Below are 22370 nucleotides of genomic sequence, written 5' to 3'. Positions count from 1 at the left end.
CCTCTTTCTGTTTGATTAGTTTTTAAGCTTTTCAATCAGTTCATCGTATTTCGGGCTGTTCAAGAAATTATCAACCGAAATGTGCACCGCCTGCGGCAGCTTCGCTTTCGCGCGGTCAGTCAGGTCCTTATGCGTAATGACGATATCCGCGTCATTCGGCAGATTATTGATCGACGTATTTGTCACATCAATATCCAGGTCTGCTTTTTTCACTTTATTTCTTAAAATGGAGGCGCCCATTGCGCTCGATCCCATACCCGCGTCACACGCGAAGATAATGCGGCTGACTTGGTCGGCGGAAATATCAGCGGCGCTGTTTTCCGGCTCTTCCTCTTTGTCCGCCAACGCGGCCGCCGCTTCACTTTTCCTGCCTTTCATTTCCTGCATTTTTTCCGCCGCGGCTGTCAAATCTTCTTCGCCCGCTTTAGACGATTTCAGAATAAGCGCCGAAACGATAAACGATACGGCCGCGGCAACGATGACGCCCGCCAGCACGCCGAGGTAGCTTCCTTTCGGCGTCAGCGCTAAAATGGCGATGATGCTTCCCGGAGATGATGCGGCGACAAGACCCGCGTTAAAGATCGAGAATGTAAGCAGTCCGCTCGCTCCCCCGGCGATCGCCGCGAGGATCAGCATCGGTTTCATTAAAATGTAAGGGAAATAGATTTCATGAATCCCCCCGAAGAAATGAATGATCGCCGCTCCCGGGGCCGTCGATCTTGAAGAGCCTTTCCCAAAGAACATATATGCCAGTAAAATACCGAGTCCCGGCCCGGGGTTCGCTTCCACTAAGAACAGAATGGATTTACCCGCTTTGGCGGCCTGCTCGATTCCGATCGGACTTAAAATGCCGTGGTTGATCGCGTTATTCAGGAACAGGACTTTCGCCGGTTCTACGAAAACGCTTGCAATCGGCAGCAAATTCGCGTGGACAATGACTTCCACACCCGCCGCCAGCAATTTGTTAAGAGACAGGACGACCGGGCCGATCGCATAAAACGCGATAATCGTGAGCACAGCTCCGATAATTCCCGCCGTGAAGTTGTTGATCAGCATTTCAAACCCCTGTCTGACTTTATCTTTAAACACACGGTCTAATTGTTTAATGAGATAACCGCCCAAAGGCCCCATAATCATTGCCCCTAAGAACATCGGAATGTCCGCTCCGACAATGACTCCGATGGCCGCCGTCGCTCCGACGACTCCCCCGCGGTGATCGTAAATCATTTTTCCGCCCGTATATGCGATTAAAAGCGGCAGAAGATACGTAATCATCGGGGTTACCAATGTATTCAGCTGCGGATTCGGAAACCATCCCGCTGGAATAAACAGCGCGGTGATAATTCCCCATGCGATAAATGCGCCGATATTCGGCATGATCATACCGCTTAAATAACTGCCGAACCGCTGTATCTTCACTTTCATGCCAGCTTGCTGTTCTTGCTGCATGTTCATTCCCTCCCTGTTTGCTTGCCTTCAGATGAAAATAAATAAGACACGGGGTTTCTCTCTCCCCTGTGTCTTCATCATAAAACGCTTACAATCCCCATTCAATGAAAAGTAAAGAGGAGTTTGGCACAGAGACTGTGACAACTCCTTAACAAAAAAAAGACACCTCATCAAAGGTGTCTTACCGCTTTCTGTATATAATGTGTCCTTTTGTGACGACGAGTTTGGCAATGAGCCGCTCACTGACAATAAACACCGGATACGCACATACGAGCGCGAAAATGGCGGCCGGCACATACCGCGCTGCCGGAAACATCGGCATGACGGCGGTTCTGGCCATCTGCACAAGATAAATCAAAAGCACCGTGATCGCAATGGCCGCAGCCATAATCGGAGCTGATACTTTATATTCACGCAATTTCACATGGCAATGCCCGCACTGAAACTGGCACGGGATCATGGATGATCTGACCATGTCGCCTGTAATCGGCTTGCCGCAGTTCGGGCAGGTCGTTTCTTTCATGTTTATTCCTCCATTCAACTCTTCTATTATAACAGAGTCTGACTACGTCTTTTACATTTGTGATTGTTCAACATTTTTTCACATATTTTATCATCAGGCTCTTGTGTGCATTTGTGAAAACATCTACTCTTAGAGGGAGGTTCATCACTCATTCACATCATAAAAAGGAGGATGCAGAATTGCTTCCGATTCACAGACAGCAAACCTTGCTTGAATGGCTGAAAGAAGAGGGCGCGCTGAAAATCTCTGACATAAGCGAGAGATTCGGCGTCTCCGAGATGACCGTGTACAGAGACGTCAATCAGCTGGCGGATGCAAACCGGATTATCCGGACACCCGGCGGCATTACGCTCCCTCCCGTTTCAGAACGAAGCGCCAATCAATGCGGCTATTGCCTGCGGCCGATTCAGCATTCGTATTCTGTTCAGCTTATTACCGTTTCAAAAGCCGTTGAGCAGATGTGCTGCATTCATTGCGCGATTTTGCGGTATGAGGATAAAAAGGAAGAAGTGTCCCACGTCATTTGTAAAGATTTTCTTCTCCAGACGACGCTGACGGCCGCTTCCGCATACTTTTTAGTCCATGCCGATATTGACCTTCACTGCTGCCGACCTCAGGCGATTCCCTTCTCAACGCTTGATTACGCAGAACGGTTTCAAAAAGGATTCGGCGGGATCATTTGCACCTTTGACGAGGCGGCGGACATCATCTTACACGACAGGCAGAAGGGATGCACCTGCAGCAAGACATAACAACAACCAACCGGAAGGCGGTGTCATCATCCATGAGACAGAACAAACGCTGGCTCATCTTTTTGCTGTTCCTTGTTTTGATTCCGAAAACAAGCTTCGCCCACGCCTACATCACAAACTCAAATCCGGGTGAGAACAGTGAATTAAAACAAGCGCCGAAGCAGATTGAAATTGAGTTTAATGAACAGATTGAAGAAGGCTTCCACTCCATTAAGGTCTATAATTCATCCGGCGAACGGGTCGACGCGGGCAAAACAGTGATTCAAAAAAAGGATGCCCGCATCATGACCGCGGCATTGAAAAAAAATCTGCCGCATGATATTTACAGAGCGGAATGGAACGCGGTATCGGCCGACGGACATCCGGTATCCGGCGTCATCCCTTTCAGTATCGGAAAAGCCGGCGGAGAACTTCAGGAGCAGACATCATCGCAAGCGGCGCTTCATCCCGAAGCGGCCATCGACCGCGGTATTTTGTACACCGCTCTCTCCCTGTTTATCGGCACGGCTTTTTTCCATCTGTTTTGGTACAGAAATAATAAAGATTCATCAAAAGCAAAACGAACTGTAAAGCTGCTCGTGATTTCTTTATGTGTAACGGGGCTCGCGCTTATCTGCCAGCTCCCGATCCAGACGAAAGAAAACGCGGGCGGCGCTTGGAGCGCCGCGTTCCAGCCGGACTATGTAAAAGAAACGCTTCTGAAAACGGCAGGCGGGTACGTCTGGATGATCCAGATCAGCTTATTTATCCTGCTCGCCCTGTCCATGATCCCGCTGTTGAAGAAGAAAGCATTCCGGTCATTTGCGTACTGGACGGCGCCGCTGTTGTTCTTCTTCGCTTCGCTTTTGGCAAAAGCATTCGCAGGGCATGCGGCGGTTATCGACGAAAAAGCGGTCGGCATCGCGATGGACTTTCTCCATTTATCGGCCGCGTCTGTATGGATGGGCGGTATCGCCGCGCTTGTGCTGTTTCTTTCATCAGAGTGGAGAAAACCCGATAAAACCATCGCTTGGGAAACGGTCAGACGGTTTTCTCCTTGGGCGTTCGCCTCTGTCGGTGTGCTGTTATTTTCAGGTGTGCTGAACGGATTTTTCATTATCCGCACGTTTGATTCACTCTTTCACACCGCTTACGGTAAGACGCTCCTTTTGAAAATCGGACTGTTTGTTATCATGCTTGTGCTCGGCGCCGTTCACGTATGGATGACGAAGTTCAGCAGAAAAAGGAGCATCAGCGCAACGATAAAGGCCGAATGGGCACTAGGCATCGCGGTATTATTTACAACCGCCGTCTTCACAAGCCTGCCCAGCCCGCCGCCGCCTGCGCCATTGCCTTTTAACGGCTCAGAAACGATCGGAAACGGGGAAACCCTGTCCTTGCACATTACGCCGAACCAGCCGGGTAAAAATGAATTTCAAGTCATTGTCACCGATCACAACGGCAGCTTGGTAAAAGACATTCAGCAATTTACGGTCACTGTTTACCAGACGGGCTTCAGCGGCAAACAGCATGAAAGCACCTTTGATTTGAAGAAGACGAAGGAAGGCACATTCGAAGCCGCCAACCTGTCCATCACCGAAAAGGGAAACTGGAAGATCAAAGTCCACGGGCTGACAAACGATTTTAATGAAATCAACCAAATATTCTCAACGACAAACTAAGGAGTGTATCTCATGTTGAAAAAAAAGGCTTTATTATTCATATCCGCCGTGACCCTGTCACTCGTCGGTTTTACGGCGACAGCAAGCGCCCACGTCTCAGTCAAACCCGCGGAATCCGCGGCCGGTTCCTGGGAAACCTACACGATGAAAGTGCCTGTGGAAAAGAATGAGCCGACAACGAAAGTCGTGCTGAAAATGCCCGCCGGCGTTGAATTTCAGCAGTATCAGCCGATTCCGGGCTGGAAAACATCCGTATCCAAACATGATGACAAAGCGGTCTCCGTCACTTGGGAAGCAAAGGACGGCGGCATTCAGCCCAGCCAATTCCAGCAGTTCACGTTCGTTGCGAAAAATCCTGAAAAGAGCGGAGATGCCGCTTGGGACGCTTACCAATATTACAAAGACGGCAGCATTGTAGAATGGACGGGTGATGAGAAAGCCGACACGCCTCACTCGATTACGAAAATCACGAAATCGGCCAGCGTGACGGATGCGCACGGAGCTGAACAGTCAAACGAAGAAAGCAAATCCGGCGTATCAGCGCTTGATATTGCAGCCATCGTTCTGTCAGCTGCGGCGATTATCCTTTCCATCGCGGCGCTTGTAAAGAAAAAACGCGCGTAAGCAAAAAGCGATCCGGCTCTAAAGAGCCTGCGATCGCTTTTTTTCTTATCCGCGGCCTGCCTGGAATGACGGATATTTGGTCATTCCCCCGTCAGCAAACAGCGTAATGCCGGTTACGTAGCTTGATTCCTTTGAAGCAAGCCAGACGGCGACAGCCGCGATTTCTTCCGGCTCACCGATATATCCCATCGGAATCATGCTTTCCACATCTTTTTTCTGAACGGGATCCGCAAATTTTTCCGCGTTGATCGGCGTATTGATGGCTCCCGGCCCGATGTTGTTGACACGGATGCGCTTCGGCGCGTACTCCAGCGCCAGCGTTTCCGTCATCAATTTGATGCCGCCTTTACTCGCCGCGTAGTGAACAAACAGAGGCCATGGAATCATTTCATGTACGCTTGACATGTTAATGACGTTTCCTTGAATATCATTCTCTACGTAATATTTAATGGCTTCGCGGCTTCCTAAGAAAGCGCCGGTCAGATTGGTATTAATGACTTTGTTCCAGTCTTTGAGCGGCATTTCATGCGACTGAACCGGATTTTCCATACCGGCGTTATTGATCATGACATCCAATGTGCCGAATTCCTTCACCGCGGTCTGCACGATGTTTTTGACATCTTCTTCTTTTGTGACGTCGCCTTGAATGATGACCGCTTCGCCTCCCGCTTTTTGAATCTCTTCTTTAACGGTTTGGGCGTCTTTTTCATTACTATAGTAGTTAACCACGACTTTCGCCTGCTCCTGTCCGAAGCGGATCGCCATCGCTTTTCCTAATCCTGATGAAGCTCCCGTAATGGCAACGACTTTTCCTTTTAAATCCGTGTACATGTTCAAACCTCCTGCATTTGTTATGAATTTGATTTCGCAACGCCTAAGAATACCGCGGCCACAATGATCAGGATAATCCCGATGGCAATGGCGACCAGCTGACGCTTCGTTTTGCTCTCACGGAGAATGAAGATTCCGCCGAGCGTGCTGATGACGATCCCCATTTGAGAGAGGGAAAAACTTGTCGCAACTCCGACGCGCGGCTGTGAGATGAACAGAAACATATTCCCGAGCGCCCAGATGATTCCCGGCAGAATGTTCTTGAGGGCGTACTTATTAAACGGTTTATGCTTGTACGTCAGGAGCAGTCCGCCGATGACCATCCCGATCGCCTGCGGCAGGAGCGCTGACCATCCGGATACGCCGAACAGCCGGGCCACAACGACATAGACCAAATAACCGAGCGTGGAGATCAGCAGGATGACAATGCCTTTTTTTAAGTTTCCCGGTTCTCCGTCCGCCCGCCCCTTTTTATCTTCTAAAGATGTGAGCACAATCCCGATGATGATAAAAATAAGGGCGAGAATACCCAGCGTAATCGCGATCGGGGTTGACCATTCTTTGAATACGATCACACCGAACAAAGAAGTCGAGACGAGCTGCATTCCCGTTGATATCGGCATCGTTTTTGAAACGCCCATCAGCTGTATGCTTTTAAGCTGATTGCTTTGGCCGAGCGACCAAAACAGCCCCGAGATGATGCCGACAATAAAAATGCGCCCGGACAGCACCGGGTGGACAAACAGATACAGCACAAACGAAACGATGAGCGCCCCGATTGTCGTTCCCAGCGTCTGGCTGTAAGGCCCGCCGCCTAATTTGACGTTAAATAACACGATGCTCCCCCAAAATAAAGCCGGGAGAAGAGCCAATAATATATCCATGATGGCGACCTTCTTTCAATCGTATTTGCTGTTATTTTGTCTGGAATCGAACCGATTATTCCCGCAAGATCAAAAAAGCCTGCCGGCGATATTCACCGGCAGACTGCTCAATAAAAACAGCCCCGCTTAGAAGCGGGGCTTTCTTTTCGGCTCATTAAAGTCCGATAGACATGTATTTGGTTTCCAGGTACGGCTCAATGCCTTCCGTACCGCCTTCACGGCCGATGCCGCTTTCTTTCATTCCTCCGAACGGCGCTTGAACCGCGGACGGACCGCCGTCATTCCAGCCGATGATGCCGTATTCAAGCTGTTCAGAAATATAGATGCCGCGGCGGTAGTTTTCTGTGAAGAAATAAGCCGCAAGCCCGAACGGCGTATCGTTCGCAAGCTTGATCGCTTCATCAATATCTGAGAACGTAACGATCGGCGCAACCGGGCCGAATGTTTCTTCATGCATGATGTTCATGGATGTATCTACATTTGACAGCACGGTCGGTGTCACGAAATAGCAGCCTTTTTCATCGTTTTGGTCATACGTTCCGCCCGTCAGCACTTTTGCGCCTTTTTCCACGGCGTCATTAATTTGGCCGACGATTTTATCGAAGCCTTTTTTGTTGATGACAGGGCCGACGTTTACGCCTTTTTCAAGACCGTTTCCGACTTTGAGTTTCGCAGCTTCTTCACTCAGTTTTTTCGCAAACTCGTCTTTTACGGATTCGTGTACGATCAGCCGGTTCGCACAGACGCAGGTTTGGCCGGCATTTCTGAATTTAGAGGCCATTGTTTGGGCTACCGCCAGATCAAGATCAGCGTCTTCATCCACGATCAGCGGCGCATGTCCGCCAAGCTCCATTGACATATGTTTTACGGTGTCGGCGCTGTTTTTCATCAGGATTTTGCCGACAGGCGTTGAGCCGGTAAAGGTAATTTTGCGGATTTTCGGGCTGCTGGTAAAGACGTTTCCGATTTCGGCTCCGTCACCGATCACCACTTGCAGCACGTCCTTCGGAATTCCCGCTTTATATGCGAGACGCGCAAGGGCGTAAGCGGAAAGCGGCGTATCCTCCGCCGGTTTGATGATGAACGTACAGCCTGCCGCCAAAGCGGGCGCGGCTTTTCTTGTAATCATCGCATTCGGGAAATTCCACGGCGTGATCGCGGCTACCGGGCCGACCGCCTGACGGGTGACGACAATCCGTTTGCCCGTTGTCGGCGCAGGTACTGTTCTGCCGTAAATCCGTTTTGCTTCTTCGGCGAACCATTCAATATAACCGGCGCCGTATAAAACTTCTCCGACCGCTTCTTCGTACGGTTTGCCGTTTTCTTTCGTAATTAATTCCGCAAGTTCTTCTTTATTTTCAACAATCAGCTCATACCATTTTCTCAAAAGTGAGGCACGTTCTCCCGCTGATGTTTTGGACCATGATTGAAACGCTTGATGTGAACGTTCAATCGCTTTTTCAACATCTTCGGCCGTCTGCTGGGGGATGCTTTCGATCGCCTCTCCCGTTGCCGGGTTGTACACTGTTAATTGTTCTGGCATATTGAACATTCCTTTCTCTGCTATAGTAAAGCCATTGAATGCTAGTTGATGTATCTCACACTTTCATGATAGCAGACACATCCGCCGGCATTCCAATAATTGAACTCACAGAGCTGCTTCGATAATGGAAAGGCCTTCTTTGAGCTGCTCATCCGTCACGACAAGCGGCGTCAGGAATCTGATAATGTTGCCGTTAATGCCGGCCGTCAGCAGCAGCAGTCCGTTCTCGTTCGCCGTTTTGGCGATCGCCGCGGCTTTTGCTTTGTCCGGTTCCCGCGTGTCCGGATCTTTGACAATTTCGATGGCCGCCATCGCGCCGAGTCTGCGCACTTCTCCGATGCAGGCATGCTCTTTTTTCCACTCGAGCGCTTGATGCTCGATGATCCGGCCGATCTCCTCGGAACGCTGATTCAGCCCTTCTTCTTCAATAATATCCAAGACCGCGAGCGCAGCCGCACAGCCGAGCGGGCTTCCCGCATATGTGCCCCCGAGTTCACCCGGCGCGGCGGCATCAAGCATTTCCGCCCGGCCGATGACGCCGCTCAGAGGCAATCCGGCCGCAAGTGATTTGGAAACGGTGATCAAATCAGGAACGGCCCCGAAATGTTCAATCGCAAAATACGTTCCCGTTCTGGCAAAACCGGTCTGAATCTCATCCGCCACAAAAACGATGCCGTGTTTTTTACAAAAAGCGGCGACGTGCTGGACGAAACGTTTTGACGGAATGATGAAGCCGCCTTCTCCCTGAACCGGCTCCATGACGACACAGGCGACGGTTTCCGGTGCAACTGCGGCGATAAAGAAATCCTCAAAAGCGCTGATGATAAAGTCGTCATACTGCTCGTCGCTCATGCCGGCCGGCTTTTGATAATAGTAAGGAAACGGCGCCTGATACACCTCTGAGGCAAACGGGCCGAAACCAAATTTATAAGGCTTCACCTTGCTCGTCATGCTCATCGTCATGTTCGTGCGGCCGTGGAACCCTCTTGTAAATGACACGACAGCCTGGCGCTTCGTATATTTTCTGGCGATTTTCACGGCGTTTTCCACCGCTTCCGCCCCCGAATTGAGAAAAATCGCTTTTTTCGCATGATCTCCCGGCGCAAGGGCGCAAAGTTTTTCGGCCAGCTCAATATAAGACGGATACATCATGACGTTAAATCCCGGGTGAATCAGATCCTCCGCCTGTTTCTTCACGGCCTCCACCACTTTCGGATGGGAATGGCCGACATTCAGCGTTCCGATCGCTCCGGCAAAATCAATGAATCGACTGCCGTCCAAATCGTACAAAAGCGCCCCTTCCCCTTTTACCGCCATGCTGCGGTTTCCGTTGCCGACCCCCTTGGAAACGAATTGATCCCGTTTTTGCTGCCACTGGGCAGTTGTCACTTCCGATGATGCTGTTCGACTCATAGATTCCATCCCCCTGCATTGTTTTCTTATCATTCTGACTTCTTTTTGGTATGATGAAAAGTACCAAAATCAATTTATCCATGGTATCAGAAAGGGGCAGGGTCTGGATGCTGACGATTTCCATTGATCATTCGGAAACGGCGGATTATATCTATCAGCAGATCTATCAGCACATAAAAGCGGCCGTTTTAAAGCGCAGCCTGATGCCTCATACAAAGGTGCCGTCTAAACGGGAGCTTGCCGAGACGCTGAAGGTCAGCGTAAATTCAGTGAATTCAGCTTATCAGCAGCTGCTTTCGGAAGGTTATTTATATGCAGTCGAAAGAAAAGGTTTTTTCGTGGAGGAAATTGATACGGTTTATCATGAAGAAGCGCCTTCGCTCCTATTGCCTGATGATTTGAAAGAGCGGGAGACGGATAAGAGCGGCTTGATTTCATTTTCACATATGAGCGTGGATACGGCGCATTTCCCCCTGAAAAGCTGGTTCCGCTGTGAGCAGAAAGCAGCCGCCCATTCATTTCATACGCTCGGTGAACTCGTCCATCCGCAAGGCTTATATGAAGTGAGGGCAACAATTTCGCGGCTTATTTCTCTGACAAGGGGCGTTACATGCCGCCCGGAACAAATCGTGCTCGGGGCGGGCACGCAAATGCTAGTGCAGCTGCTGACGGAACTGATGCCAAAAGACGCGCTGTACGCCATGGAGAATCCGGGATATATGAGAATGTACCGGCTGCTGCAAAACCTCGGGAAAAAGGTTGCGACGATCAGCCTTGATGAAAAAGGCATGTCCATGAACGAAATCGAAAAACGCCGGCCCTCTGTATTGATCACCACGCCTTCCCATCAATTCCCCTCAGGCGTGATCATGCCGGCTTCCCGGCGGATTCAGCTTTTAAACTGGGCCGCCGAACAGAACGGCCGCTTCATCATTGAAGATGATTATGACAGTGAATTTAAATATGACGCCGATACGATACCGGCGCTTCAAAGCCTTGACCGGTTTCAAAATGTCATCTACATGGGGACCTTTTCAAAATCCCTTTTCCCAGGTCTGCGCATCAGCTATATGGTTCTGCCGCCCGGGCTTTTGCGGACGTTCAAAGAGAGAGCGTATGACCTGCATACGTGCAGCACGCTTGCCCAGCTCGCGCTGAAAGAATTTATCGAATCAGGTGAATATCAGAAACATATTAAAAAGATGAAGCAGCATTATAAGAACATGCGGGAACGCCTCATTTCGGCTTTGGAAGAAACATTCGGAGAAAGAATCAGTGTAAAGGGCGCCAATGCGGGGCTTCATTTTGTCACTGAGTTTGACTGCGCCCGTTCAGAAAAAGAGATATTGGCACGGGCGGATGCAGAACAGCTCGACCTGTTTGCGATGAGCCGGTTCCGTCTGAAAGCAGGAGGCGATTCAAACAAACCGCAGCTTATCCTGGGGTTCGCCCGCCTGAAGGAGAGCGATATTCAAGAAGGCGTCCACAGGCTTTACCGGGCAGTTTTCGGTGCATAAAAAAACCCCCGGAATTCGGGGACTTATTTACCAGCGGTCCGGCTCTGTCTGCAAAATCGCCTCCAGCAGGCCGGGAAACGCCGCTTGTAAATCATCTTTGCGCAGGGAATAATAACGGTGCTTCCCGTCTATACGTACTTGGGCGACCCCCGCTTCCCGCAGCACTTTGAAGTGATGGGACAGCGTTGATTTAGCGACCCGGACATCAGCGCAGGTTCCGCACGTTTTTTCTGTTGTTTCCGCCAATTGTTTGACCAGCTCTAAGCGGAGCGGATCACTCAGAGCATGAAGAACCTTTGTCAGCTGTAAGCGTTCGGTTTCAGGATGGTTTGGAATGTTCATGAGTCAAATGTAACACAGATCATCGGCGGGTGACAATTTAGGCGGTGAGGGTTTTTCCTTTACCATTCGCAGCGAAACATGTTACAGTTAGTTCGATAATATTCGAACTATAACAAATTAACCCAATCAGGAGGAATAACCATGATCGTCTTACAGGCTTACATGAAAGTAAAAGCGGATAAACGCGAGGAATTTTTAGGAGAAGCACAATCACTTGTTCAGCATTCACGCGCGGAAGAAGGAAATGTGCAATACGATCTTTTCGAAAAAGTCGGTGAGGAAAATACATTCGTTATGCTTGAGCAATGGAAAGATGAAGAAGCGATGAAATTCCACAACGCAACTGACCATTTCCAAGGATTCGTGGCAAAAGCAAAAGAAGTGCTGAGTGCGCCGCTTGACGTCGTCCGCACAGAACTGTCAGAGTAACGAAAGGATGAATAACATGAACGAAGTCCTTCAAATATTAACAGACCACCGTTCCATCCGCAGCTACACAGATGAACCCGTATCGGATGAGCAGCTGGACCTTATCATCCAAGCAACTCAGGCAGCGCCGACTTCCATTAACGGCCAGCAATTTACCGTTATTGCGGTGAAAGATAAGGAACGGAAGAAAAAAATATCCGAATTGGCGGGTGGCCAGCCGTGGATTGACCAAGCGCCGGTTTTCCTTTTATTCTGCGCTGATTTTAACCGCGCCAAAATTGCGCTTGAAGAATATAATGATACACCGCTTGAGATCACGAACGGTTTAGAGTCCGTTCTAGTCGGAGCCGTAGATGTCGGGATTGCGCTGGGTACGGCAACGGCTGCGGCTGAATCAATGGGACTCGGCACTGTGCCGATCGGCGCCGTGCGCGGCAAGCCGGACGAACTCATTGAATTGCTGAAACTTCCGAAATACGTTTTCCCGGTTTCCGGTCTCGTCATCGGCCATCCGGCAGACCGCTCCGCGAAAAAACCGCGTCTGCCGCAAGCAGCCGTTCTGCATCATGAAACGTATCAAGAAGAAGATTTAAGAACCCATATCGAGGCCTATGACAAGCAGATGTCCGAATACATGAAAAAACGCACCGACGGACAGGAAACAAGAAACTGGTCACAAGGCATCACTTCCTACTATAAGCAGGTTTATTATCCTCACATTCGTGAAATGCTTGAAAAACAAGGATTTAAGACGGATAAATAAACGTATCAGCCTGCCGGAACACTCCGGCAGGTTTTTTCTATTTCTCAAACAAAAGCGTTGACACTATGTAAAAATTTTTGTTAATATTTTCATCATATACTCATTGGTTTTCTGTGAACCGATGGGTTTTCTATTGTGACGAAAGAAGGAATCTGGGCTTATGAATGATAAGAAAACGGATATTCTGCTGGCGGCAAGAAAGCTTTTTTCCGGGAAAAGCTTTTCGTCCGTTTCGATGCAGGCGATCGCAGAGGAGTGCAAAGTCTCCAAAGCGTCTTTATATAAGCTGTTTGAATCAAAGGAAGACCTGCTCCTGGAGCTGCTCGATTTTAACCAGAAACAGATGGTAGCCGCGGCTTCATTATTGAATGAAGAAACAAGCCTCTCCCCTGAGGAACGGTTTGCCAAAAAACTGATGGCTGAGCTTGAAGGCTTCAGGCGCAATCAGCAATTTTTTAATATGCTGATGTACGGAAGCCCCTCTTCCATTAATGAGCGGGTAAAACGGCATATTCACAGGGCCCGCTCCACCTTTATCTGCTGGCATCGCGATTCACTGATTCAGACGTACGGCGAAGACATTATTCCTTATGTATGGGAGCTGGTGATCGTCCTGCAGGGGCTCCTGAGAGAATGCATCACGCTGATTAAGCTGGAAAAAGAACCGCTCGCCCTGGAGCCGCTCACGGAGTTTATCATCCGCCATCTCAATCTCATCGTCGAAAACAGGACAACCGAAACCGCTTTGCCTCAGGAGATGATTGACCTTTATATCGTCTCCGCTTCCTCATTTGAGCCGAAAGACAAAACCGTATTGCTGGCTGAAAGCCTGAAGGAACTGAAAGAAGCCGTCTCATCCCTTCCGGAGGAAAAATATGACGCCGCAGGACTCGCTTCCGCTGCGGCTATGCTGGAGAAAGAATCAGTGGACAAACAGCCGCGGGATTTTCTCATCAAAGCGCTCATCGGTTATTTGGAGCAGGCCGGACCGCTGCACCAGCCGCTTGCAGCCGTTAAAACATTGCTCAAACTATAAAGAAAGAAGGAATCAGCTTGAATAAGAGTATTAAAACTGCACCATACAACCGCTCTGTCATTGTCGGGATTCTTTTGGCGGGTGCGTTCGTCGCCATTTTGAACCAGACACTGCTTATTACGGCGCTGCCGCACATTATGAATGACTTCAATATAGACGCCAACAAAGCGCAATGGCTGACAACATCGTTTATGCTGACGAACGGGATTTTGATTCCGATTACCGCGTTTTTAATAGAGAAATTCACAAGCCGCACCCTCTTGATTTCCGCCATGAGTATTTTCACGGCGGGCACCATTGTCGGCGCATTCGCCCCGAACTTTCCGGTGCTCTTAACGGCCCGGATTATTCAGGCGGCCGGCGCCGGAATTATGCTGCCGCTCATGCAGACGGTATTTCTCACGATTTTCCCGATGGAAAAGCGCGGCCGCGCCATGGGTATGGTCGGCTTGGTTATTTCGTTCGCGCCGGCGATCGGCCCGACGCTTTCCGGATGGGCGGTCGAAGCATTCTCTTGGCGGTCTTTGTTTTATATTATCTTCCCGATCGCAGTCATCGATTTGCTTTTAGCGATTATTCTGATGAAAAACGTCACGACATTACGAGAAACACAGATTGATATTTTATCTGTGATCTTATCGACCCTCGGATTCGGCGGTCTGCTTTACGGCTTCTCAAGCGCCGGTTCATCAGGGTGGACCAGTGCTGAAGTGCTGACTTCGCTGCTTGTCGGAGCGGTCGCGCTGATTTTCTTTATCGCAAGACAGATGAAGCTCAAAAAACCGATGCTGGAATTCCGTGTGTTTTCTTTCGGGATTTTCAGCCTGACCACCCTGCTCGGAACGCTTGTTTTCGCGCTGCTGATCGGAACGGAAACCATTCTCCCGCTTTACACACAAAAAGTCCGGGGCGTATCCGCGTTTGATACCGGATTAATGCTTTTGCCGGGCGCGATTGTGATGGGGATGATGTCTCCGTTTATCGGCCGGGTGTTTGACAAAATCGGCGGAAAGGGCCTTGCGATGACCGGATTCTTCATCATCCTGCTCACGTCCCTGCCGTTTATGAATCTGACGGACTCGACGTCTCTCATTTGGATTGTCGTCGTTTATACCGCGCGGCTTTTGGGAACAGCCATGATTATGATGCCGGTGACGACAGCGGGTATCAACGCCCTGCCGCGCCACTTAATTCCGCACGGCACAGCCATGAACAATACCGTCCGACAAGTCGGCGGTTCTATCGGTACGGCGCTGCTAGTTTCCGTGATGAGCAGCCAGGCCGCGCACGCAAATGCGACAACTCCGGCAAACGCCGCCCTGCACGGCATGAATGCGGCATTTGTCGTAGCCGCCTGCATCGCGCTGGCCGGCTTCCTCCTATCTTTTATATTGAAGAAAAAACCGCGTCAGCCCGAGCAGCAGCAGGCCGTTACGCGGTAAACCAAAAAGAACCCGATCACGTATGTGACCGGGTTCTTTTTTTACTTCTCGATTCCGTCTTTAACTTCTTTCACCATTTGCGCCATGGATTCCAGGCCGCCTCCTGATAAATACCATGTAGCTGAATCAAGGTAGACAACATGGTTGTTTTTCACCGCTTTCACCGATTTTACATAATCATTTTCAACCACTTGTTTTGTTGAAGATTTTGTGCCGATCGCTGTTCCGCGGTCAACGACAAACATATAATCAGGGTTTGTTTTGGCGATATATTCATAAGAAATGCTTTGTCCGTGCAATGAGGCTTCGATGTTTTTGTCAGCCGGTTTGACGCCGAACACATCATGAATGAAGCCGTATCTTGATTTAGATCCGAACGCGCTGATTTTGCCGTCGTTCGCCATCACCACTAACCCGTTTTTATCCGTGCTGCTTGTCTTTTTCTTCAGATCCGCAATGGATTTGTCAATTTTCGCAAGCTTATCTTTCACTTCATTTTCTTTGTTAAAGATTTTGCCGATCACTTCGGTGTTGTGCTTGAATCTGTCAACGTAGTTTGTATAGTCATCATCAAGGTAAATCGTCGGCGCGATTTTTGAGAACTCTTTATAAGAATCAGATTGTCTGTGAGCGATAATGATTAAATCCGGGTCAATATCCGCGACTTTTTCAAAATCCGGTTCTTTTAAACCGCCTGTATTGGTGTATTTATCACTTTTATATGAAGATAAGTATTTTGGAATGTTTTGTTTCGGAAGCCCCGCCACATGATCCTGTAAACCCAGTTCATCCATCGTGTCCAGCATTCCGAAGTTGAATACGACGACTTTTTTCGGATTCTTCGGCACTTTGACGCCTTCTTTGTTCAGGTCATCTTTGATTGTGATTGTTTCTTTTGATTTGCCTGATGTTTTGTCCCCGTTTCCGCATGCAGAAACAACAAAAATCGTAACGAGCGCAATGAATAGCAATGCGAATTTTTTCATGATTTTCACCTCATCTGGTTTTTAAGAAAAGTACACACCGATCCGCTGACTGTCAATCTCTTGAATCGGGATGGTCATATCATAAATATCTTCAAGCACGGAGGTTTCAATGATCTCCTCCGCCGGCCCTTCTTTGACGATCCGGCCGTTTTTCAGTGCAACGATATGGTCTGAATATACGGATGCGAAGTTGATATCGTGAATCACTACGACGACCGTTTTTCCGAAGTCTTCCACAAGCCGCTTCAACAGCTTCATCATTTCAACGGAATGCTTCATATCTAAATTGTTCAGCGGCTCATCGAGAAAAATATAGTCCGTATCCTGAGCGATGATCATCGCGATAAACGCCCTCTGGCACTGGCCCCCGCTGAGCTGATCGAGATATTTATCCTTTAAGTCATCCAGCTTCATATAACTGAGTGCCTGGTTGATATGCACCCAATCTTCATCCGTCAGTTTCCCCTGGGAATACGGAAATCTGCCGAAGCTGACCAGGTCTTTAATCGTCAGCCTGATATTGATTTGGTTCGTCTGCTTCAGGATGCTGATTTTTTTTGCCAGATCGTTGCTTTTACAGGCCCCGATCTCTTGCCCGTCGACCGTGATTTCCCCGGAATCCGTCTTAATCAGCCGGCTCATGATAGACAGCAGCGTGCTTTTTCCCGCGCCGTTCGGACCGATAAATGAGGTGAGCCTGCCCTTTTGAATGGATAGAGACGTTTTCTCAAGGACGGTTTTCCCTCCGTATTGTTTGCTTACATTTTTGACCTCTACCATGATTTATTCTCCTTTAACAGCAGATAGATAAAATAAATCCCGCCGGCAAAATTAATGATGACGCTCAGCGTCGTGGAAAACGTGAACACTTTCTCCACGACGAACTGGCCCCCGACGAGCGCGACGATGCTGATCAGGACAGAACCCGCGATTAAATACGTGTGCCTGTAGGTTTTTAAAAACTCTCTCGCCAGATTGACGACAAGCAGTCCTAAAAACATAATCGGCCCGACAAGAGCCGTAGAGACAGACACAAGAATGGCGACGACAATGAGCATCTGTTTCACAAGCTTATCGTAATCAATCCCCAGGTTGACGGCGTGCTCCCTGCCGAGCGACAGCACGTCAAAAAACCGCGTGAACCGCCAGACATAAATGCCCGTCAGAAGAAAGACAGCACCGGCAAACCATAAAAGATCGGTGTTGATATTGTTAAAGCTGGCAAACATTTTGTCCTGAACAACCTGGAACTCATTCGGATCAATCAGCATCTGCATAAAGGATGACAGACTGTTGAACAGCGTGCCGAACACGACGCCGACAAGCAGAAGGAAAAACACGTTCCGCCCCTCGCCTTTAAACATGAGCTGATACAAAACGAGGGACAAGAGCACCATCAGCCCGACGGAGATGACGAAATTAAGATTTTTGTTCATCATGACGATATTCATTGAACCGAACAGGAACACGATGACGGTCTGAATGAGCATATACAGGGAATCGAGGCCTAAAATGCCCGGTGTCAGTATGCGGTTATTTGTAATCGTCTGGAAGATGACCGTTGAAAACGCGATCGCTCCTCCGGTGAGCATCATGGCAAGCACTTTGAAGCATCGTCTCGGCAGGGAGTATTCCCAATTGCCCAGTCCGTAGAACAGGAAGAATCCGATACATATCATGGCGAGCGCCGCCAGCAGCGTAATTTTTTTATTATGACTCATATGCTTTTCTCCTTAACAGCATATACAGGAAGATGCCGCTGCCGATAACACCGACCATCAGGCCGATGGAAATTTCGTACGGGAAGATGATCACCCTTCCCAAAATGTCGCAAAACAGCACAAAAACAGCGCCCAGCAGAGCGGTGTGAGGCAGGCTGCTCCTCAGGTTGTCCCCTTTGTAAATCGACACCATATTGGGAATGATCAAACCGAGAAACGGCAGCATCCCGACGGTCAGGATCACCAGTGAAGCGATGAGCGACACGATAATCAGACCGATATTAACGACGCGTTTGTATTTCAGGCCGAGATTGACGGAAAAGCTCTCTCCCATTCCCGCCACCGTAAATTTATCTGCATACACATAAGCGATGATCACCAGCGGGATACTCAGATATAAAAGCTCATACCGGCCTTTGACGACCAGTGAGAAATCTCCCTGCAGCCATGATGACAGGTTTTGGATCAGATCGTATTTATATGCGATAAACGTGGCGATTGAGCTGACAATATTCCCAAGCATTAAACCGACGAGAGGAATAAAAATCGCATCATTGAACTTGATTCTCTCGAGGATTTTCATGAAAAGGAAATTCCCCGCCAACGCGAAAACGAAAGCGATAGACATTTTCACAAGCGGACTCGCTGACGTAAAAAGCATTAATGAAATCAAGATTCCGAGCCTTGCCCAGTCCATCGTCCCCGCAGTCGTCGGCGATACAAATTTATTCCGGCTGATCTGCTGCATGATTAATCCGCAGATGCTCAGGCTCATGCCGGCGATGATAATGCTCACCAAACGCGGCAGCCGGCTGTCAAACAATGTACCTGCCTGTTCTTTATTTAAATGAAAAATATCCAGCGGCGACAAATCTTCTACACCGATAAATATAGAAGTACACGCCAAAACCGCCAGTAGCAAAAGTAAGTAACGTAGCTTCATGCTGCCTCCCTGCACCCATCACAAACGGTATGACTGATTGCCAAACAACTCCCATATATCCCACTCGTAATGATTATCATTATCAACGACAATTATAATCTTATCATCTTTCCAAGCGCAGTCAATACAGTTTTGCTTTCAAAAGCGGTCATCCGCGGGCCGTACACTAAATTATCTTACAATCAGTCTATCAAGAATTTGCAGGATTTTCTATAACCTTCATTTGGCTGCTTATCATTTTTTGCACATGATGACACGCTTGAGGGAAACAAATCTGACAAACAGCGGCAAAATTCCTCCATGAAAATACAAATGTTCTCCCCACGTAGAAAAAATCCTTGATTTACATGTTTGAAAGAGAGATAATAAAAATTAAATTTGTGAGAAAATTTAAATATTAGGGGATGTAAATCATGAAAGTTGTAAAATTCGGAGGCAGCTCTCTTGCGTCAGGAGCCCAGCTTGAGAAAGTGTTTCAAATCGTGACGGCTGATCCCGCGCGGAAAGCCGTCGTCGTATCGGCACCGGGAAAACGCTTCTCGGACGATACAAAGGTGACGGATCTGTTAATCCGCTGTGCGGAGCATTATTTGCAAAAAGGTGCAGCGCCCGAGCTTGCCGAAACGGTCATTGAACGGTACGCCGCCATCGCGCGTGAGCTGAACCTGGATTTCTCTATTATAGAAAGAATCCGCAGTGACCTATTCGCTCTTTTAAACAGCTGTAAAACCAATCCCGAACAATATATGGATGCGGTGAAGGCGAGCGGCGAGGACAACAACGCGAAGCTGATCGCAGCCTACTTCCGACGGCAGGGCGTGAAAGCGGAATACGTAAGTCCGAAAGAAGCGGGGCTGTTTGTGACGAATGAACCCGGAAGCGCGCAGGTGCTCCCTGAGTCTTATGATCATTTGTACCGTCTGAGAAACCGTGAAGGCTTGATCATTTTTCCGGGATTCTTCGGTTACACGAAGGAGCATGAGATTGTGACGTTTTCCAGGAGCGGTTCTGATATTACCGGCTCCATTCTCGCCAGCGGCTTAAAAGCCGACCTGTACGAAAACTTTACTGATGTGGACGCCGTCTATTCCGTCAACCCGTCAATCGTGCGGCATCCGAAAGAAATTAACGAACTGACGTATCGGGAAATGCGTGAGCTCTCCTATGCCGGATTTTCCGTTTTTCATGATGAAGCGCTGATTCCCGCATTTCGGGCCGGCATCCCCGTTCAGATTAAAAATACGAATAATCCGGATGCGAAAGGAACGCGGGTCGTCAGCAGCCGTGACAATACGAACGGGCCAGTCATCGGCATCGCAAGCGACACGGGCTTTTGCAGCATTTACATAAGCAAATATTTAATGAACCGGGAAATCGGTTTCGGCCGCAAAGCCCTTCACATTTTGGAGGAAGAAGGATTGACGTATGAACACGTTCCATCCGGCATTGACGACATCACGATCATCCTTCGGCACAATCAGATGGACTCAGAACTGGAACACAGGCTCGTCACCCGCCTGAAGCAGGAACTTCAAGCAGATGAAGTCACAGTCAGGCACAATCTGGCGCTGATTATGGTCGTCGGGGAAGCGATGCGCCATAATGTCGGCACAACCGCCAGGGCATCCAAAGCCCTGTCGGAAGCCGGTGTCAACATCGAGATGATCAATCAAGGGTCATCGGAAGTCAGCATGATGTTCGGAGTGAAAGAAGAACAGGAAAAACACGCGGTGCGTGCGCTGTATGACGAATTTTTCGCCGGAGTCTTACTCTCATAGGACACCGCCTCTTTTTTCTCTTGTCCACTAATATCCCTTACAAAGCAGCTTCTTTTACATATTGTATGGTATAGACAATATGGAGGTGAAGCTCATGTCAGGATATTCTGGAGTCAGCTCTTTCGCTTTGATCGTTGTTTTATTTATCCTGTTGATTATTGTAGGTACTGCCTTCGTTGGCGGTTTCTAAACATCACTCCGTCTATATGAGGACGCTGCGGGTTTTGACCTGCGGCGTTTTCTTTTGTTTTCCGCCGCTGTCCAAGTCCGGCCGCGCAAAAAAGACTGCCGAGAACATTCTCGGGCAGTCTTTTCCTTTGTTCAGGTTATTTTCTTCTCACGTCATTCCTCTTTCAGCTACATGGAATTCAGCCTGATCTGTCTGGCCTGCACCTGTCACTGTAAAAATCGCGGCGGCTGCTAAACAAATAACAAACCATTTAGATTTCAATTTCATACAAACCCTCACTCCTTTGTATTTGTTTCCTTGCCTCTTCGACTTTCAGAAAATAGTCAGAAGAAATTTTAAAGCAATTTTGTTCATAGTAATATTTAGCTGCTTCTAGTGCTAAATCCTCTATATCGGCGTATAAATTTTTATCTTCCAGGTAACGGAAACACGCGCTGATTGTTTCCTCATCCGGTTTCGCCTGATACAGAGCCTGCAGCCATTCGAATTTTACCGTATAAACGGGATCGTCTGTTTCTTTAGCATATTCATATCCCCGCTTGTGATATTCCGACGCTTTTTCTTTTTTTCCGAGTTTAAAGTAAATGAGTGTGATTAGAAAATATGCTTGAGGAAGAGAATTGACGATTCTTTGTGATTCAAATGTATCGACCGCCCGTTCAAAGTACGGAATCGCTTCGCCGATGCGGTCCTGATTGTAGTAGCACAGTCCGAGGTTATACAGCGCCCTCCCGACAAGCTGCGCTTTTTGTTCTTTTTCGGCCATTTGCAGAGCGTGCTGAAAATGTTTGGCCGCCTGTTCAAAGCGCCTTTCATCCATTAAATTGACGCCGAATACAAAATGGCATTGAATGATCCGGACGTTATATGTGTCCTGCTCTACGTAAATTTCATAAGCGTTTTTTATATGTATCAAAGAAAAATACGTTTGTTTCATATGATAATAAGCTTCGGCCACTTTAAAATAAAACTCCGCCCGTTCCACGTGGTCCGATACGAAGGCCAGTTTTTTCTCAGCTTGTTTATAATATGTAATCGCTGAGATAAATTCTCTTTTATCAAATTCAAACATGCCTTTGAAAAAGTTGACGTAATAATCGAGAAGTCCTTTGAGGCCGGCCTGGCTGTTATCAATGTTATCAAGAATTTCCGACAGGGTCGGCTGGTCTTCTATCTTCAGTTTTTCCAACGGCTCCAAGTAGTCCAGCATCAGCTGATGGCGAAATTCCATGAGGGAATAATAAAGCACTAAGTTCGAATCAGGCTCCATATGGTCAAGCTCTTGTTTGATCTCGGCCTTCAAGATCTCCGCATCCGGCACGCTGAATGTTCTGATGTATCGATACCACTCGTTAATTTTCTGCCCGACTGCTGAAGAAGGAATTAACCCGCTCTTCATTCCTTCACCCTCCCCATCCAAGACCTGTTTACCAGTTATTTTATCACGTTTCCGTCTCTTTCCATCCCGAAAAACACGCAAACTTTGTTTCGGCAGAGCGCAATTTTCCGAGTGGAGATAAAACAGACGGCGGCCAGACGGGGC

General features: G+C 48.5%; 23 protein-coding genes. 10 read left to right on the top strand and 13 right to left on the bottom strand.

The genetic code is table 11. The annotated features are described in order from the left end of the window. Positions 1 to 15: 15 nt before the first annotated feature. Positions 16 to 1455, bottom strand: coding sequence for a PTS mannitol transporter subunit IIBC (locus tag AC1RRX_RS16690; protein ID WP_095352399.1), 1440 nt, complete (start codon positions 1453 to 1455; stop codon positions 16 to 18). Between the two features lie 175 nt (positions 1456 to 1630). After that, positions 1631 to 1972: a hypothetical protein gene (locus AC1RRX_RS16685; protein WP_003156306.1), complete on the bottom strand. Its 342-nt coding sequence runs from the start codon at positions 1970 to 1972 to the stop codon at positions 1631 to 1633. A 179-nt stretch (positions 1973 to 2151) separates the two neighbouring features. Between AC1RRX_RS16685 and AC1RRX_RS16680 the strand changes: the two genes are divergently transcribed. From AC1RRX_RS16680 to AC1RRX_RS16670, 3 genes are read left to right on the top strand one after another with little or no spacing between them, the layout of a single operon-like run. After that, complete coding sequence (locus AC1RRX_RS16680; protein ID WP_043021408.1) at positions 2152 to 2724, top strand: DeoR family transcriptional regulator; 573 nt, start codon at positions 2152 to 2154, stop codon at positions 2722 to 2724. A 32-nt stretch (positions 2725 to 2756) separates the two neighbouring features. After that, entirely contained in the window at positions 2757 to 4385 is a 1629-nt protein-coding gene (locus AC1RRX_RS16675; protein ID WP_144464905.1) for a copper resistance CopC/CopD family protein, read from the top strand. Positions 4386 to 4397: 12 nt separating this feature from the next. Then, the gene (locus tag AC1RRX_RS16670) at positions 4398 to 5009 is read left to right on the top strand and encodes a YcnI family copper-binding membrane protein (RefSeq protein WP_144464903.1); all 612 of its coding nucleotides are present in this window, start codon (positions 4398 to 4400) and stop codon (positions 5007 to 5009) included. Positions 5010 to 5054: 45 nt separating this feature from the next. Here the strand turns inward: AC1RRX_RS16670 and gdh are convergent, their stop codons facing one another. The 4 genes from gdh to gabT all read right to left on the bottom strand — a co-directional run bounded on the left by gdh (position 5055) and on the right by gabT (position 9680). Further along, positions 5055 to 5840: a glucose 1-dehydrogenase gene (gene gdh, locus AC1RRX_RS16665; protein WP_007410286.1), complete on the bottom strand. Its 786-nt coding sequence runs from the start codon at positions 5838 to 5840 to the stop codon at positions 5055 to 5057. A gap of 20 nt (positions 5841 to 5860) precedes the next feature. Further along, entirely contained in the window at positions 5861 to 6724 is an 864-nt protein-coding gene (locus AC1RRX_RS16660) for a RhaT/GlcU family sugar-proton symporter (protein WP_003156317.1), read from the bottom strand. Positions 6725 to 6878: 154 nt separating this feature from the next. Further along, positions 6879 to 8267: a succinate-semialdehyde dehydrogenase gene (gene gabD, locus AC1RRX_RS16655; protein WP_144464901.1), complete on the bottom strand. Its 1389-nt coding sequence runs from the start codon at positions 8265 to 8267 to the stop codon at positions 6879 to 6881. 105 nt (positions 8268 to 8372) lie between these two features. Then, a complete protein-coding gene (gene gabT / locus AC1RRX_RS16650) occupies positions 8373 to 9680 on the bottom strand; it encodes a 4-aminobutyrate--2-oxoglutarate transaminase (RefSeq protein WP_015239160.1) in 1308 nt (435 codons plus the stop codon). A gap of 107 nt (positions 9681 to 9787) precedes the next feature. On the opposite strand from gabT, the gene gabR reads away from it, so the two are divergent. After that, entirely contained in the window at positions 9788 to 11197 is a 1410-nt protein-coding gene (gabR, locus tag AC1RRX_RS16645) for a MocR-like transcriptional regulator GabR (protein WP_144464899.1), read from the top strand. Between the two features lie 27 nt (positions 11198 to 11224). On the opposite strand, the gene AC1RRX_RS16640 is transcribed toward gabR, so the two are convergent. Then, positions 11225 to 11539 (bottom strand): ArsR/SmtB family transcription factor, encoded by a 315-nt coding sequence (locus tag AC1RRX_RS16640; RefSeq protein WP_032866940.1) that lies wholly within the window; start codon positions 11537 to 11539, stop codon positions 11225 to 11227. Positions 11540 to 11680: 141 nt separating this feature from the next. Between AC1RRX_RS16640 and AC1RRX_RS16635 the strand changes: the two genes are divergently transcribed. The 4 genes from AC1RRX_RS16635 to AC1RRX_RS16620 all read left to right on the top strand — a co-directional run bounded on the left by AC1RRX_RS16635 (position 11681) and on the right by AC1RRX_RS16620 (position 15209). After that, a complete protein-coding gene (locus tag AC1RRX_RS16635; protein ID WP_003156323.1) occupies positions 11681 to 11968 on the top strand; it encodes a putative quinol monooxygenase in 288 nt (95 codons plus the stop codon). A 16-nt stretch (positions 11969 to 11984) separates the two neighbouring features. Further along, a complete protein-coding gene (gene nfsA / locus AC1RRX_RS16630; RefSeq protein WP_016937252.1) occupies positions 11985 to 12731 on the top strand; it encodes an oxygen-insensitive NADPH nitroreductase in 747 nt (248 codons plus the stop codon). 160 nt (positions 12732 to 12891) lie between these two features. Further along, positions 12892 to 13767, top strand: a complete 876-nt coding sequence (locus AC1RRX_RS16625; RefSeq protein ID WP_144464897.1) for a TetR/AcrR family transcriptional regulator — start codon at positions 12892 to 12894, stop codon at positions 13765 to 13767. Positions 13768 to 13784: 17 nt separating this feature from the next. Further along, positions 13785 to 15209 (top strand): MDR family MFS transporter, encoded by a 1425-nt coding sequence (locus AC1RRX_RS16620; RefSeq protein ID WP_032866944.1) that lies wholly within the window; start codon positions 13785 to 13787, stop codon positions 15207 to 15209. Positions 15210 to 15250: 41 nt separating this feature from the next. Here the strand turns inward: AC1RRX_RS16620 and AC1RRX_RS16615 are convergent, their stop codons facing one another. From AC1RRX_RS16615 to AC1RRX_RS16600, 4 genes are read right to left on the bottom strand one after another with little or no spacing between them, the layout of a single operon-like run. Then, the gene (locus tag AC1RRX_RS16615) at positions 15251 to 16195 is read right to left on the bottom strand and encodes a siderophore ABC transporter substrate-binding protein (protein WP_007410275.1); all 945 of its coding nucleotides are present in this window, start codon (positions 16193 to 16195) and stop codon (positions 15251 to 15253) included. Between the two features lie 21 nt (positions 16196 to 16216). After that, on the bottom strand, positions 16217 to 16975 hold the full coding sequence (locus AC1RRX_RS16610; protein WP_003156330.1) for an iron ABC transporter ATP-binding protein: 759 nt from the start codon (positions 16973 to 16975) through the stop codon (positions 16217 to 16219). Further along, complete coding sequence (locus AC1RRX_RS16605; protein ID WP_014416905.1) at positions 16969 to 17916, bottom strand: iron chelate uptake ABC transporter family permease subunit; 948 nt, start codon at positions 17914 to 17916, stop codon at positions 16969 to 16971. Before AC1RRX_RS16605 ends, AC1RRX_RS16610 begins: the two co-directional genes overlap by 7 nt. Next, a complete protein-coding gene (locus tag AC1RRX_RS16600) occupies positions 17906 to 18859 on the bottom strand; it encodes an ABC transporter permease (protein ID WP_015239156.1) in 954 nt (317 codons plus the stop codon). The genes AC1RRX_RS16605 and AC1RRX_RS16600 overlap by 11 nt, the downstream gene beginning before the upstream one ends. A 413-nt stretch (positions 18860 to 19272) precedes the next feature. Between AC1RRX_RS16600 and AC1RRX_RS16595 the strand changes: the two genes are divergently transcribed. Then, positions 19273 to 20637, top strand: coding sequence for an aspartate kinase (locus AC1RRX_RS16595; RefSeq protein ID WP_042634827.1), 1365 nt, complete (start codon positions 19273 to 19275; stop codon positions 20635 to 20637). A 79-nt stretch (positions 20638 to 20716) separates the two neighbouring features. Beyond that, positions 20717 to 20827, top strand: coding sequence for a YjcZ family sporulation protein (locus tag AC1RRX_RS16590; protein ID WP_369878517.1), 111 nt, complete (start codon positions 20717 to 20719; stop codon positions 20825 to 20827). Positions 20828 to 20974: 147 nt separating this feature from the next. Here the strand turns inward: AC1RRX_RS16590 and phrC are convergent, their stop codons facing one another. Further along, positions 20975 to 21094, bottom strand: coding sequence for a phosphatase RapC inhibitor PhrC (gene phrC, locus AC1RRX_RS16585; RefSeq protein WP_003156334.1), 120 nt, complete (start codon positions 21092 to 21094; stop codon positions 20975 to 20977). After that, positions 21078 to 22226, bottom strand: a complete 1149-nt coding sequence (locus tag AC1RRX_RS16580; RefSeq protein ID WP_007410270.1) for a Rap family tetratricopeptide repeat protein — start codon at positions 22224 to 22226, stop codon at positions 21078 to 21080. Before AC1RRX_RS16580 ends, phrC begins: the two co-directional genes overlap by 17 nt. Positions 22227 to 22370: the final 144 nt, after the last annotated feature.

This window comes from Bacillus sp. GW821-FHT11D08, from assembly GCF_058808515.1.
Note: the sequence above shows the minus strand (reverse complement) of the source record. Positions and strands in the feature narration are given on the sequence as shown.